This window comes from Aquibium sp. ELW1220, from assembly GCF_030398385.1.
GTDB lineage: Bacteria > Pseudomonadota > Alphaproteobacteria > Rhizobiales > Rhizobiaceae > Aquibium.
Genome location: NZ_JAOAOQ010000006.1, coordinates 1 through 13,143, shown reverse-complemented (window position 1 = coordinate 13,143; position 13,143 = coordinate 1). Strand labels below are relative to the sequence as shown.

At 67.1% G+C, this 13,143-nt stretch carries 11 protein-coding genes; 2 read left to right on the top strand and 9 right to left on the bottom strand.

What is annotated here, in order from left to right:
• Positions 1-26: 26 nt before the first annotated feature.
• The 7 genes from N1F91_RS07435 to N1F91_RS07405 all read right to left on the bottom strand — a co-directional run bounded on the left by N1F91_RS07435 (position 27) and on the right by N1F91_RS07405 (position 7,475).
• A complete protein-coding gene (locus tag N1F91_RS07435; RefSeq protein ID WP_289991162.1) occupies positions 27-1,025 on the bottom strand; it encodes an NADPH:quinone reductase in 999 nt (332 codons plus the stop codon).
• A 13-nt stretch (positions 1,026-1,038) separates the two neighbouring features.
• Entirely contained in the window at positions 1,039-2,031 is a 993-nt protein-coding gene (locus N1F91_RS07430) for an ABC transporter ATP-binding protein (RefSeq protein ID WP_289991160.1), read from the bottom strand.
• Positions 2,028-3,047 carry an ABC transporter ATP-binding protein gene (locus N1F91_RS07425; protein ID WP_289991159.1) on the bottom strand — a complete coding sequence of 340 codons (1,020 nt, stop codon included), beginning with the start codon at positions 3,045-3,047 and terminating at the stop codon, positions 2,028-2,030. The genes N1F91_RS07430 and N1F91_RS07425 overlap by 4 nt, the downstream gene beginning before the upstream one ends.
• Positions 3,044-3,946: an ABC transporter permease gene (locus N1F91_RS07420; protein WP_289991158.1), complete on the bottom strand. Its 903-nt coding sequence runs from the start codon at positions 3,944-3,946 to the stop codon at positions 3,044-3,046. Before N1F91_RS07420 ends, N1F91_RS07425 begins: the two co-directional genes overlap by 4 nt.
• Entirely contained in the window at positions 3,939-4,916 is a 978-nt protein-coding gene (locus N1F91_RS07415) for an ABC transporter permease (protein ID WP_289991157.1), read from the bottom strand. The genes N1F91_RS07420 and N1F91_RS07415 overlap by 8 nt, the downstream gene beginning before the upstream one ends.
• A 132-nt stretch (positions 4,917-5,048) precedes the next feature.
• Positions 5,049-6,707: an ABC transporter substrate-binding protein gene (locus N1F91_RS07410; RefSeq protein ID WP_289991155.1), complete on the bottom strand. Its 1,659-nt coding sequence runs from the start codon at positions 6,705-6,707 to the stop codon at positions 5,049-5,051.
• 57 nt (positions 6,708-6,764) lie between these two features.
• On the bottom strand, positions 6,765-7,475 hold the full coding sequence (locus N1F91_RS07405) for an aspartate/glutamate racemase family protein (protein ID WP_289991152.1): 711 nt from the start codon (positions 7,473-7,475) through the stop codon (positions 6,765-6,767).
• Between the two features lie 164 nt (positions 7,476-7,639).
• On the opposite strand from N1F91_RS07405, the gene N1F91_RS07400 reads away from it, so the two are divergent.
• Together N1F91_RS07400 and N1F91_RS07395 are read left to right on the top strand one after the other, a co-directional pair.
• The gene (locus N1F91_RS07400) at positions 7,640-8,488 is read left to right on the top strand and encodes an IclR family transcriptional regulator (RefSeq protein WP_289991149.1); all 849 of its coding nucleotides are present in this window, start codon (positions 7,640-7,642) and stop codon (positions 8,486-8,488) included.
• A gap of 235 nt (positions 8,489-8,723) precedes the next feature.
• A complete protein-coding gene (locus N1F91_RS07395) occupies positions 8,724-10,451 on the top strand; it encodes a M28 family peptidase (protein ID WP_289991147.1) in 1,728 nt (575 codons plus the stop codon).
• 55 nt (positions 10,452-10,506) lie between these two features.
• Here the strand turns inward: N1F91_RS07395 and N1F91_RS07390 are convergent, their stop codons facing one another.
• Together N1F91_RS07390 and N1F91_RS07385 are read right to left on the bottom strand one after the other, a co-directional pair.
• Positions 10,507-11,805: an FAD-binding oxidoreductase gene (locus N1F91_RS07390; protein ID WP_289991146.1), complete on the bottom strand. Its 1,299-nt coding sequence runs from the start codon at positions 11,803-11,805 to the stop codon at positions 10,507-10,509.
• A 5-nt stretch (positions 11,806-11,810) separates the two neighbouring features.
• Positions 11,811-13,143, bottom strand: a 1,333-nt coding sequence (locus N1F91_RS07385; protein WP_289991145.1) for an aldehyde dehydrogenase family protein, incomplete at its 5' end; no start/stop codon positions are given.

The window sequence follows — 13,143 nt, the reverse complement described above, 5'->3', positions numbered from 1 at the left end:
TCCTCGGGAAATTCATTCAGGGAGTGTCAGATGGTCACGACGATGTTGCCGAGGTTGCCGCCGCGCTCGACATCGGCATGCGCCTGCGCGATCTCGGCGAGCGGGTAGGTCCTGGCGATGGCGATCGAGAGCCTGCCGTCGGCGGCGAGTCGCGACAGCAGTGCCTCGCCTTCGCGCCGTGCGGCCGCAGGAATGGCGAAGCCCTGGATGAAGCGCAGGTTCGCGCCCTTCGACTGGAAGGCGTAATAGGGGAGGACCGGCGTCGGATCGCTGCTCGAAGAATAGGAGGCGACGGTACAGTTCGGTTTCAGCACGGCGGCGTCGAGCGTCATGTTGGCGGCGAAGTCGACCTCGACGATCCGGTCGACGCCCCGTCCGTCCGTCAGTTCCATGACACGCGCGGCGACATCCTCGCCCTTGCGGTCGATGGTGGCGAAGGCGCCCGCGGAGAAGACGTGCGCCGAAGCCGAAGCGCCGCTCACCGTGCCGATGACCCGGGCACCGCCAGCCGCAGCGATCTGCACGGCGCAATGGCCAACGGCGCCGGCCGCGCCGTTGACGAGGATCGTCTGCCCGTCGACCGGTCCGTCGGCATGGACCGCCCGAAATGCGGTCATTGCGGGGACGCCGAGACAGGCGCCGGCGGTGAAATCCAAGGCGTCGGGGAGTGGGACGGCTTGTGCCGCATCGATCGCAATCAGCTCGGCCGCGGTCCCGAAGGCGCGCCCCGCCGTTCCGTAGCCGCCCTGCGCGTTCCACAGCCAGACGCGTTCGCCGATACGCGCGCGGTCGACGCCCTGGCCGACATCGACGATCTCGCCCGCTCCGTCGGTGTGCGGGATGACCAGCGGATGTTCCATCGCCATGCCGTTCCAGCCGGCGCGGCGCTTTACGTCCGCCGGATTGATGCCGGACGCGTGGACGCGCACCAGTACCTCGCCGGGCTCGGCGACGGGATCTGGCCGGTCGCCGACGGCGAGCACGTCGGCTGCGGGTCCGGTCCTGGTGTAGCTGGCTGCGAGCATCGATCCTCTCTGGTCAGAACAGGTGGCAGGCGACCTGCCGCGTGCCGGCGTCGCGCAGGGCCGGCACCTCGCTGGCGCAGCGGTCGAAGGCGTGGGGGCAGCGATCGCGGAACACGCAGCCCGACGGCGGATTGCGCGGATCGGGCGCGCCGCGCCCGATCGGCAACGGGTCGTGGCTCTGGTGCGGATTGGGCACGGGGACAGCCGCCACCAGCGCCTTCGAATAGGGATGCAGCGGCTCGTGGACGATGTCCTCGGTCGGCCCGTCCTCCATAACCTTGCCGAGATACATGACGATCGTTCGCTCGCAGACGTAGCGCACCAGCGCCAGATCGTGGCTGATGTAGATGGCGGTCAGGCCCAGCCGGTCGCGCACGTCGCGGAAGACGTTGAGCACGCCGGCCCGCACGGAGACGTCGAGCATCGACACCGGCTCGTCGGCGACGACGAACTCGGGCTGGAGGATCAGCGCACGGGCCATGACGACGCGCTGCAATTGGCCGCCCGAGAGCTGGTGCGGGTAGCGGTCGAGATACTGCGCCGGCTGCGGCAGGCGGACGAGTTCGAGCGCGTCGACGATCCTGGCTTCGTGCCCGGCCCTGGGCACGCCGGCATTTTCCAGCGGTTCGGCCAGGATGGCGCGGATGGTGAAGCGCGGATTCACGGCGTCGAACGGGTTCTGGAAGATCAGCTGGGTGCGGGCGCGGTAGCGCCTCAGCGCCTTGCCCTTGAGCCGCGAGACGTCCTCGCCGTCGAACAGGATTTCGCCACCGGTGGGTTTCTCCAGCTTGAGCAGCAGCCGGCCCATCGACGTCTTGCCGCAGCCGGATTCGCCGAGCAGGCCGATGCTCTCGCCGCGCGCGATGGCGAAAGAAACCCCGTCGACCGCCTTCACCACGCTGGAGCGTCCGCGCAGGGCCGACAGCGCTCCGCCGACGCGGTAGTGCAGTCGGGCCTCGCGGATTGAGAACAGCGGTTCACCGGTGTCTGTCGCGGGCGGCCTCATGCCTCGGCCATCCATGTGCTGACGTGCCTGGCGCGCTCGCGCAGGGCCGGCGCCTCCCCGGCGCGATGGCAGGCTGCGAAATGACCCGGCTCGACCTCGACCTGTGGCGGCGTGACCGACGCGCAGACCTCTATCGAGAACGGGCAGCGCGGCGCGAAGCGGCACCCGGGCGGCGGGTCGGCGAGGCTCGGCGGCGCGCCCTCGATCGGCGTCAGCACGCCGCTCGCCGCGCCCTGGAGATCGGGGAATGCGTTGCGCAGCCCCATCGAATAGGGGTGCGACGGCTGCGTGAGCGTCGCCTCCATCGTGCCCTGCTCGGCGACGTGGCCGGCATACATCACCACGGTCCGGTCGCAGATATAGGCAACGACGGAGATGTCGTGCGTCACCAGGATGACCGAAATCCCGAGCTGCCGCTGCAGGTCGCGCAACTGGTCGAGAATCTGCCGCTGCACGATCACGTCGAGCGCCGTCACCGGTTCGTCGGCGATCACCAGCTTCGGGTTGAGCGCCAGTGCCAGTGCGATGGCGACGCGCTGGCGCATGCCGCCGGAGAACTGGTGCGGATAGTCGCGCAGCCGGCCGACCTCTATGCCGACCATTTCGAACAGCTCCTCGCAGCGCTTGCGCGCCTGGGCCCGGCCCAGGCCGCCCCTCAGCCGCAGCACCTCGTTGAGCTGGTACTCGACCGTGTAGACCGGATCGAGCGAGTTCATGGCGCTCTGAGGAATGAAGGCGATCTCGCGCCAGCGCAGCGCGTTCATGTCGCGCTCGGAGAGCGCGGCCAGGTCGCGGCCGTCGAACAGCATCCGGCCGCCACTGATGAAGGCGTTGTCGGCCATGACGCGCGTGAGCGCGCGGGCGACCGTCGTCTTGCCGCAGCCGGATTCGCCGACGAGACCGACGATCGAGCCGCGCGGCACGTCGAAGCTGACGCCGTCGACGGCGTCGAGGGAGCCGCGGCCGACACGGTAGCTGACCTTGAGGTCGCGGACGGAGAGGAATGTCTCGGTCATTTGCCCAGCTTGGGAAACAGGAGGTTTTCGTAGCCGCGGGTGATGAAGAAGCCGGCGGAGACGACGAGTATGATGCAGATGCCGGGGGGCACGAACCAGTAGTAGGCCTGCTTGGCGAGCGCCTGGCTGGCGAAGGCGTCCTGCAGCATGTAGCCCCAGCTGATCGACTGCGGATCGCCGAAGCCGAGGAAGGAGATCGACGCCTCGGTGAGGATCGCCCAGCCGATGGCGATCGAACCATAGAGGAACGACAGCGGCAGGATGTTGGGCGCGATGTGGCGCAGGATGATCTTCAGGTCGGACGAGCCGGAGACCCGCGCTGCGTCGACATAGCCGCGCGAGCGCAGCGTCAGCACCTGGCTGCGGATCACCCGCCCGGTGTCACGCCACAACACCAGCGCCATGGCCAGCACGACGTTCCAGATCGACGGCTCCAGAAAGGCCGCCAGCACGATGACGAAGGGCAGGAACGGGATGCCGAAGGCGATGTCGGCCAGCCGCATCAATACGGCGTCCACCCATCCGCCGAAGTAACCCGACACGAGCCCGACGACGGAGCCGATCAGCGCCACCATGAAGGCGGCGGTGATGCCGATCAGCAAGGCGGAGCGCGTGCCGTAGACGATCTGGGAAAAGATGTCGCGGCCGAGGCTCGTGGTCCCCAGCAGATGACCTTCCTCTCCCGGCAGCAGGTCGGCGGCGAGATCGTATTCGGGCGTGTAGAGGATCTCCGTCGGGTCATAGGGCGCGATCTGGTCGGCAAAGACTGCCGTCACCAGGAAGATCCCGTAGATCAGCAGCCCGCAGACGGCGAAAGGGTCGTTCAGCGGCAGCCGCAGCGTGCCGAACAGGCGCGCGACGAGGCCGGGACGGCGTGTGGTAAAGGCGCCGTCACGCATGCCCGACCCTCGGGTCGAGCAGTGTGTAGAGCATGTCTGCGACCAGGTTCATCAGGATCACCACCAGGGCGATCATCAGGAAGGCGCCCTGCGCCAGCGGATAGTCCGATGCCGACACGGCATTCACCAGTTCGCGCCCGAGGCCCGGCCAGGAGAACACCGACTCGACGACGACGTTGCCCTGCAGCTGGTAGCCAACGGCGATCGCGAAGGAGGTCATCACCGGCAGGAGCGCGTTGCGTGCCGCGTGGCGCACGACGACCGTCCAGTTCGACAGGCCCTTGATGCGGGCCATCGTGACGAAGTCCTCCTTCATCACGTCGAGCATGTTGGAGCGCATGAGAAGCAGCGGCAGGCCCTGGCTGTATATCGCCAGCGTCAGGGCGGGAAGCGCCAGGTAGGTCAGAAATTCGCCGGAGGTGTAGAGCGCAAACAGGCTGTCGAACTCGGCGCCGGCCGAACGCGTGCCCCCGGCGGGGAACCAGCCGAGCCAGAAGGAGAAGATCGCGAGCAACACCATGCCGAGCCAGAATTCGGGCATCGCACGCGTCGTCAGCACCAGCGGGATCGCCGCCTGCTCCACGGCGCTGCCGCGGCGCCAGGCGAGGTAGGCGCCGGCGAGAATGCCGAAGGCGTAGGCGATGATCAGTGACGAGAAGGTGAGGACCAGCGTGTTGGGCAGCAGCGCCAGGATGCGCTCGGCCACCGGTTCGCGATAGCGGAAGCTCTGCCCGAGTTCGCCCTGCAGCAGGTTGCCCAGATAGATGAAGTACTGCTCCCAGAGTGGCCGGTCGAGGCCGAACTGGGCCATCAGCGCCTCCTGCTGCTCCACCGTGAAGGTGGGATCGATATAGGCGGCCAGCGGGTTGCCCGGCATCAGCCGGAACATCAGGAAGAGGATCGTCACCACGGCCCAGAGCACCAGGGCGAGCTGGAGCGTCCGGCTGGCGGCGGCCTTGAGATGCGACATGGGCAGGAGGTTCCCGTTGCGGCGCTCGTGCTGTCTGCACGGCGTTCGACGTCGTACCCGAATGATCCCGCAGTGTGTCGCGGGCCATGAAATGGGCGCGCCATCCGAAAAGACGGCGCGCCGGGACCGTTCCTATTGAGCGGCCAGTTCTTCCTTCTTGTCACCGGGATAATGCAGCTTGCCATCTTCAAGCGTATAGCCGGCCTCCTCCAGCATCTTCCTGGCGACGTCCTGCCCCGTGGTGAGGCCGCTGACGACGGCCGGATCGTGCCAGAATTCGAGCGCAGGCGAGACGACCGAGTTCGACGGCTCGGCAAAGCCCTTGAACGCCGCCTTCACGATCAGCTGCCGGTCCACCGCTCGCGAGAGGGCGTTGCGGAAGGCAGGGTCGTCGAAAGGCGCGCGCCGCTCGTTGAAGGCGATGTAGCGGAAGCCCATGTCGACGGTCGAGACGACTTCGAGGTCGCCATCCTGCTCTGCCGCGGCGATCAGCACCTGCGGATCGCCGGTGAACTCACCCATGAAGTTGATCTCGCCGGAGCGCAGCATGCCGAGCGCCGCTTCCACGTTGGGGACGATGCGCAGGATCCAGCGATCGGCCTTCGGCGCGTTGAAGTGGTCCTTGTTGGCCGACAGGACGATTTCCTCGTTGGTCAGCCAGCGCTCGAACTTGAACGGGCCCGAGCCGATCGGCTTGTCTTCCTGATGGCTTTCGGCATTCGTTTCCTTCGTTTTCAGGTCCTCCAGGATCGGCTCCCAGACGTGCTTGGGAATGAGGTTGATCTTGGCGAGGCTCGAGGTGACGAAGGATGCCGCCGGCTTCTTCAGCTTGAAGACCAGCGTCGCGTCGTCGACGATCTCGATGGATTCGACGTTGGAGGCGAAGGGCGCGTACATCGGCGCCTCGCCGGACACGACGGCCTCGTAGGAGAACTTCACATCCTCGACGGTAACCGGCTGCCCGTCGTGCCACATCATTCCCGGGCGCAGCTTCACCTCGACGGTCTTTGCGTCGGTGAACTCGAAGCTCTCCGCCGCCCAGGGCTTCGGCAGACCGTCTGGCCCGACGCGGGCAAGGCGGTCGTAGATCAGTTCGAACACCCAGGAATCCACGCCGCCGGAGATATAGAGCGGATTGATGGCCTGCACGTTGTCGCCCGAATTGACGATGATGTCGCGCTTTTCCCCGGCCGGCTCGAGCGCCATGAACGTCCAGGTGTTGCGGATGCCGATGCCGCTCTGGTTGACGACCGACTCCGGCTTCCACACGGTCTTGTCGTAGGCGAAGGTCGACTTCGGATGCACGAGCATCATGTTGGGCTGGTCGGCGGCGAGGAGTTCCTGCGCCTTGAAGATCAGCTCCTTGCGCTTGGCGGGGTCGATCTCGACGCGCTGTGCTTCGACGACGGCGTCATACTCGGGATTGACGTAGCCGATGAAGTTGTAACCCTTTTCGGCAGTCGAGGAGTGAAACAGATTGTAGACGATCTCGTCGGGGTCTGACCGCTCGGGCCGGCCGACCATCTGCCAGGCGGTCGTGTCCCACTTGTCGCGCTGGTACCAGACGACGTCGGACATCTGCTCCCAGGGCATGGCCTTTACCTGCACGTCCAGGCCGAGCTTGCGCCATTCCTGCGCGATTAGCTGGACGGACTGGAACTCTTGCGGCTGGGCCGCCTGGGGGCGGGTGAACAGTTCGATCTTGCGGATCGGATCGCCGGCGAGGGCCGGCGAGGCGGCAACGAGCGCGACAAGCGCGGTCGCCAGGGCGGATTTGTAGCTGAACCTCATTCTTCTTCTCCTCTGGAACGGTTTGACCGGCGATTCTTGTTCTTGTTGGCGGGCCGCTCAGGCGACCCGCAGCGCCTCGAAAGGCTTGCCTGCCAGCATCTTGGCCGGCATGGGAAATGCGGTCTTGGAATGAGAGAGCCCCATCGAGACCAGCATTTCGGCGTGCTTGAGGGCCGCCTTGCCTGCGTTGACCGCCGGAGCGCCGACCGCTGCCGAGACCGCCTCGCCCATGTCGAGGAAAGACATCGTCATGCAGCCGAACAGGAAGGCGTCGGCGCGATCCTGGGTAACGCAGGCCTGCGCCACCTCGATCAGGCGGCGCTTCGTGAACTCCGGGTCCTTCATCAGGTCGAGCACCGGGATGCCGGTGGCCCGGACCGAGGCGAGTTTGGCGCGCACGCCTGCCTTCACGGCAAGCAGTTCCTGCCCGGCGATCAGGCTGTCGAAGACGGTCAGCACCGAGAAGCGATGCCCCAGCCCTGCCGCCAGCAGCAGCGAGCTTTCGCAGGGGCCGACCACGGGCATGGTGACCAGTTCGCGCGCCGCTTCGAGCCCCGGATCGCCGAAGCAGCCGATGATGGCCGCGTCGAAGCCATCGCGCTCGCATTTCACGATCAGTTCGACGGTCGCGGGGACGGAGAGGGCCTCCTCGTAGGCCGACTCGATCGACAGTGGGCCATCCGCGACGTCGATGACCGAGACCTCGGTGCCCGGGAACGCCCATTCGTTCAGCAGGCCTTCGCGCCGGCGCATCTCCTTCAGTCCCATCGGACCTTTCGACATCGGTCCGGGAACGACATAGGCAATTCGCATTGACGAGGCCCTCGTTTCATCTATTAAAACAGCGTTTCTGTTTCATGTTGAGTAAAGCACAAAACTCCAATATTGCAACAGGCGATCAATCGGCGATAATCCACTCTGGAGGAGATCCAATGACACGAGGCGAGGACGCGACGTCCGACGACACGCAGGAGGCGCGCGGCAAGGACTACACGATTGCAGCCGTCGATCGTGCTCTGCTCGTCCTGGAGGCGCTGGCCGACGAGCCGGGGCAAGGTGTGACTCGCCTCTCGAAGGCTCTCGGCATGACGAAGTCCATCGTCTTTCGCCTGCTGCAAACGCTTGAGGATCGCGGCTTCGTGTCCCGCGACCCTGATCACGCCGTCTATTCGCTCGGCTACCGGATCGGGGTTCTCGGCGAACGCGTGGGGCGCGACGGCAGTCTGCTGGTCGCGGCGCGGCCGGTGATGGACGCGCTGCGCGACAGCACGTCGGAGAACGTCAACCTCGTGGTTCGCGAGGGGCTGCGCTCGCTCGTTCTTGCGACGCGGGCCGGCCATCACTCGATCCGCCTGTTCGCGCAGGCCGGCCGTCATGGGCCGCTCCATGCCGGTGGCGGGTCGCTCTGCATCCTGGCCTATTCGGATGCCGCGGTGGTCGAGTCCGTTCTGGCCAATCCGCTGGAGGCGTTCACGCCCTACACCATCACCGACCGGGACAAGCTGCGCCAGTCACTGTTGCGCATCCGCGCCAACGGCTACAACATCGCCCTCAACGATCTCGACGAGGGCGCCTTCTCGGTGGCGGCGCCGATCTTCGGCTCCGACGACAGCGTCATCGCCTGCATCTCTGTCGCTGGCGCGATGGTGCGCTTCGACGAGGAGCGGCGCGAAGGCTACATCCGTGCCGCGCTCGACGCGGCGGCCGAGATCTCCGCCAAGCTGTCGCTGCACCGCAGCGACCCGATCAGTTCCCGACAGGCCCTGCGCTCCATCGCCTGAACGACCGGGATCGCATCTTCCGACAGCCCCCCCTGCGGCCGCTGCCCTTCCGGCGTCGGGTGTCGCCCGGGGCATGCTTCTTGCGCGCCTTCGCCGCTCGATTTCCCCTTTTCCTGATGCCGCGCGACGCGAAAAGCCGCCGCGCGGCCGCTTGCCGCTCGGAAATCTCTCTGCTAGCCTCACGTCAATGACCGAAACGGTGTTTTACTAGATAAAACGAAAGGGAGACAATTTCATGAACAAACTCGAATCCGACCTGCTTGCCCAAGTCACGCTCGATGAGCCGTGGGCGCTGGTGGAGAGCTTTTCGACCTTCAAGCGCGAGCATCCGACTGACGTGAACCGGGGCATGGATGAGGTCGTCTCGCGGCTGAGGAAGCACGGCGTCGAGGTGACGGTGCACGAACCGAGCCTCTATCTGAGCCTGCCAGGCCAGGCCCGCGTCGAAGCCGGAGGCAAGACCTTTCGCGCCAAACCGCCGGCCTACAGCCTCGATGCGCGCAGCGGCCTGACCGGCCCGCTCGTCTATGTCGGCGCGCGTCACAATGCGATGATCGAGGACATGTTCGAGCGCAAGGTCGAGAGCAGCGCCGAAATGGCCGAGCGCGTGCGCGGCAAGATCGTCATGTCGGAGGGCTTCGCCAGCCCCGGCCTGATCTCGCAGTTCGAGGAACTCGGCGCCATCGGCGTCATCGGCATCAATCCCGGCATCGACATCCACTGGGGCATCTGCACCACGGTGTGGGGAACGCCTGACCTCGACGACCTGCCGCGCAAGCCGAAGATCCCTGCGGTCGCGGTCAACAAGCCGGACGGCGAGGCGCTCATCGCCATCGCCGATAACGGTGGCGAGGTCACGATCTTCACCGAGATGGAAGAAGGCTGGTTCACCTCGAAGCTGCCGGAGGTCTTCATCCGCGGGAGCGAGGAGCCGGAGAAGTACGTCTTCCTGCATGGTCATCTGGACAGCTGGGACGTCGGTGTCGGCGACAATGCGACCGGCGACGCGACCATGCTCGAGATCGCCCGGGTCCTGTGGGCCAATCGCGGCAGCCTCAAGCGGTCGGTGCGCATCTGCTGGTGGCCGGGCCACTCGACCGGCCGCTATGCCGGCTCGACCTGGTTCTCCGACGCCTTCGCACTCGATCTCGAGCAGAACGCGGTCGCGCAGGTCAACTGCGACAGCCCCGGCTGCCGCTGGGCAACCGAGTTCATCAACCTGTCGCGCATGAGCGAGGCCGAGGCCTTTCTGGCCGACGTCATCGAGGAGGTCGCCGGCAAGGCGATCGCCGGCGAGCGGCCGCACCGGGCGGGCGACTACTCCTTCAACAACATCGGCATCTCGTCCTACCTGATGCTGTCCTCGACCATGCCCGACGTGCTGCGCGAGGAGAAGGGCTACTATACGGTCGGCGGCTGCGGCGGAAACATCGCCTGGCACACCGAGAACGACATCCTGGAGATCGCGGACCGCGACGTCCTGCTGCGCGATATGAAGGTCTACTTGCTCGCCGTGCTGCGGAATGCCAATGCCGAGATCCTGCCCTTCGACTGGCGGGCAACGGCGAAGGAATTCGCCGAAACCGTCGCCGGGTATCAGGACAAAGCGGGCAGCCGCTTCGACCTCTCCGCGTCGAAGGCCGCGGTCGCGGAGTTGGCATCCGCGCTCGACGGCTTCTATGCGCGCGTGGAGGCCGGCACGGTGACGCCGGCGGCGGCCAACACCGTTATCCAGGACCTGGCGCGCATCCTCGTGCCGATCAACTTCACCCGGGTTAACCGCTTCCGCCACGATCCCGCACTGACGATCCCGCCGCTGCCCTCGATCGCGGCTGCCGCCGAACTCGACAAGTTCGACGCGACCACGCTCGGCTTTGCGAAGACACAGCTGGTGCGCGGCCAGAATCGCCTGATCTCGGCGCTGCGCCAGGCACGCCGCCACATCGAACTCGTGGCCGGCTGACGCAAGCCTCCGTCATCATGATGGTCCGCCCGCGAGGCGGGCCATCCCGGCCGCCTCAGCTTCGGGCGTCGAGCCAGCGATAATACCGCACCGAGGCCGCCAGGAACCAGGGATTGCCGGTGTAGAGCGGGCGGGTCTGGAACCGCGGGGCGTCGAATCCTGTGCGGCCTTCCTCCAGGCCCAGCACCTTCTGGCCTGTGCGCATGCCGAGATAGCTCGCCATCGAGACGCCCGAGCCGCAATAGCCCATGGCGTAGTGCATGCCGTCATGGGTTCCCGTGTGGGCCATGGTGTCGAAGGTGTAGCCGACGAAGCCCATCCAGGAGTGGCTGATGCGGGTCTTTCCGAGTTGCGGGAAGAGGCGCGCCATCTCCGCGCGCAGCAGCGGGCCGCTGACGCGCGGATCGGTCTCGGCCTGGCTGACGCGTCCGCCGAAGATCATGCGCGTTCCGTCGGGCGACAGGCGGTAGTAGTAGACCACCTTGCGGGTGTCCGACACGATCCGGTCCTTCGGGATGACGGACCGCATCGTCTCGCGCGGCATCGGCTCGGTGGCGATCACGTAGCTGCCGATCGGGATCACCCGGCGCCGCAGCCAGGGCGTGACGGCGCCGGTGTAGCCATTGGTGGCGATCACCACCTCGCGCGCCTTGATCCGGCCGCGCGGCGTCGACACGACGAAGCCCTTGCCGTCGCGCTCGATGCCGGTGGCCGGGCAGCGTTCGGCCACGGTCGCGCCCGCCTCTCGAACGCGGGCGAGCAGGCCAGCATGATAGCGGCCCGGATCCAGCACGGCATGGCGCTTGAGCACGATGCCGCCGTGATAGGCGTCGGTGCCGATCTCTGCGTGCTGTTCGGCGCGCGGAACGACGTCGAGCTCGACCTCGAGGCCGGGCGTCTGTAGCTTTGCGTCGCGGGTCATGGCCTCGAAGGCCTTCTGCGAATGTGCGGCATGGAAGCGGCCGCAGACGGCAAAGCCGCAGTCGATGCCTTCCGTGCTGGTGAAGTCGCCGATCCAGCGCAGCGCCTCGCGCCCGTCCATCAGGATGGCGCGCGCGGCATCCGGCCCGTGCCGCTTCGACAGTTCGGCGAAGGACGGCTTCACGCTGGTGCTGATCTGGCCACCATTGCGGGTGCTGCAGCCCTCGCCGACGCGGTCCTTCTCCAGCACCAGCGTCGACCGCCCGCCGCGCGCGGTCACCAGCGCCGCGTTCAGGCCGGTATAGCCGGAGCCGACCACCAGGACATCGACGCTTTTCGGCAGCGGTGCTTCGGGCAGGGTGGGTCGCGGCGAGGCCTCCCACCAGTAGGGATCGGTCTTGAAGTCCGGGGTGAAGATTTCTGCTGCGGCCATCCTGGTCACCTGGCCGACGGCGTCACGCGCGCGGCGACGCTCTTCAGCTTCATGTAAGTTCGCAAGGCATCCACGCCCTTTTCGCGGCCGAAGCCCGACATCCGATTGCCGCCGAAGGGAAGCGCGATTCCGCCAGCGAAATACTCGTTGATGTAGACCTGTCCGGCGTCGATCCGGCGCGCGAGGTCGTGCGCGGCCGCGAAGTCGCGCGTGTAGACGCCGCCGACCAGCGCGAAGCGCGTGGAGTTTGCCACCGCCAGCGCCTCCTCGGCATCCTCCACCACCTGCACGGCCAGCACGGGCCCGAAAATCTCCTCCTGCGCGATCGGGTCGTCGACCGGCACGCGATCGATGATGGTCGGCTCGTAGAACCAGCCGAGGCCGGTCTGCGGGTCGGCGGTGGCCGTGCCGCCGGTGGCGATCTCCAGCCCGCGCGCGCGGGCCTCATTGACGAAGGCCGCGATCTTCTCGCGCTGCTGCGCCGAACTGATCGGTCCCATGTCGGGGCGGCGAAAGCCGTGGCCGAGGCGGATCGCACGGGCGCGCGCGACCAGTCGTTCGACCATTTCGGCATGGACGGCGCGCTCCACAACCAGGCGTGAGCCGGCCGAGCAGATCTGACCGGCATTCTCGAAGATCGCGCCGACCACGCCGTCCACCGCGGCGTCGAGGTCGGCATCGCGCAGCACGACCACCGGCGACTTGCCGCCCAGTTCCGGCAGCACGCTGGTGACGTTGCGCGCCGCGGCCCGCATGACCTCGATGCCCGTGGCGGTGGAACCGGTGAATGTGACCTGGCGAACCAGCGGATGGCCGACCAGCGGCGCGCCGGCCTGCGCGCCCGTCCCGGTCACGACGTTCAGCACGCCCTCCGGCAGGCCCGCGCGCACCAGGATTTCGGCCAGCATCAGCGCCGTCAGCGGGGTCTGCTCGGCGGGCTTTGCCACCACCGTGCAGCCGGCGGCGAGTGCGGGCGCGATGCCGCGCGCGAAGGTCGACAGCGGATAGTTCCACGGAATGATGTGAGCGGTGACGCCGATCGGCTCCCAGCTCGTGTAGCCGAGATGCTCCGGCCCAAGAGGGATCGTCCGGCCCTCGATCTTGTCGGGAAGCCCGGCATAGTACTCGAAGCAGCGCGCCGCGCCCTGCACGTCGCCTTCGGCCTCCTGCAATGGCTTGCCGCTGTCGAGGGTCTCGGCGAAGGCCAGTCGTGCGGCGGCCTCGCGGATCAGCACCGCGGCGCGGGCGAGCACGGCGCCGCGCGCGGCGGGCGACACGCGGCTCCAGGCGCCGCGCAGGGCCGCGTCGGCGCCGCGCACCGCGCGGTCCACGTCCTCG

Bases quoted from the DNA above. Each gene is read 5' to 3' on its own strand.
- N1F91_RS07435 (WP_289991162.1), bottom strand. From the start codon at position 1,025: ATGCTCGCAGCCAGCTACACCAGGACCGGACCCGCAGCCGACGTGCTC.
- N1F91_RS07430 (WP_289991160.1), bottom strand. From the start codon at position 2,031: ATGAGGCCGCCCGCGACAGACACCGGTGAACCGCTGTTCTCAATCCGC.
- N1F91_RS07425 (WP_289991159.1), bottom strand. From the start codon at position 3,047: ATGACCGAGACATTCCTCTCCGTCCGCGACCTCAAGGTCAGCTACCGT.
- N1F91_RS07420 (WP_289991158.1), bottom strand. From the start codon at position 3,946: ATGCGTGACGGCGCCTTTACCACACGCCGTCCCGGCCTCGTCGCGCGC.
- N1F91_RS07415 (WP_289991157.1), bottom strand. From the start codon at position 4,916: ATGTCGCATCTCAAGGCCGCCGCCAGCCGGACGCTCCAGCTCGCCCTG.
- N1F91_RS07410 (WP_289991155.1), bottom strand. From the start codon at position 6,707: ATGAGGTTCAGCTACAAATCCGCCCTGGCGACCGCGCTTGTCGCGCTC.
- N1F91_RS07405 (WP_289991152.1), bottom strand. From the start codon at position 7,475: ATGGGACTGAAGGAGATGCGCCGGCGCGAAGGCCTGCTGAACGAATGG.
- N1F91_RS07400 (WP_289991149.1), top strand. From the start codon at position 7,640: ATGACACGAGGCGAGGACGCGACGTCCGACGACACGCAGGAGGCGCGC.
- N1F91_RS07395 (WP_289991147.1), top strand. From the start codon at position 8,724: ATGAACAAACTCGAATCCGACCTGCTTGCCCAAGTCACGCTCGATGAG.
- N1F91_RS07390 (WP_289991146.1), bottom strand. From the start codon at position 11,805: ATGGCCGCAGCAGAAATCTTCACCCCGGACTTCAAGACCGATCCCTAC.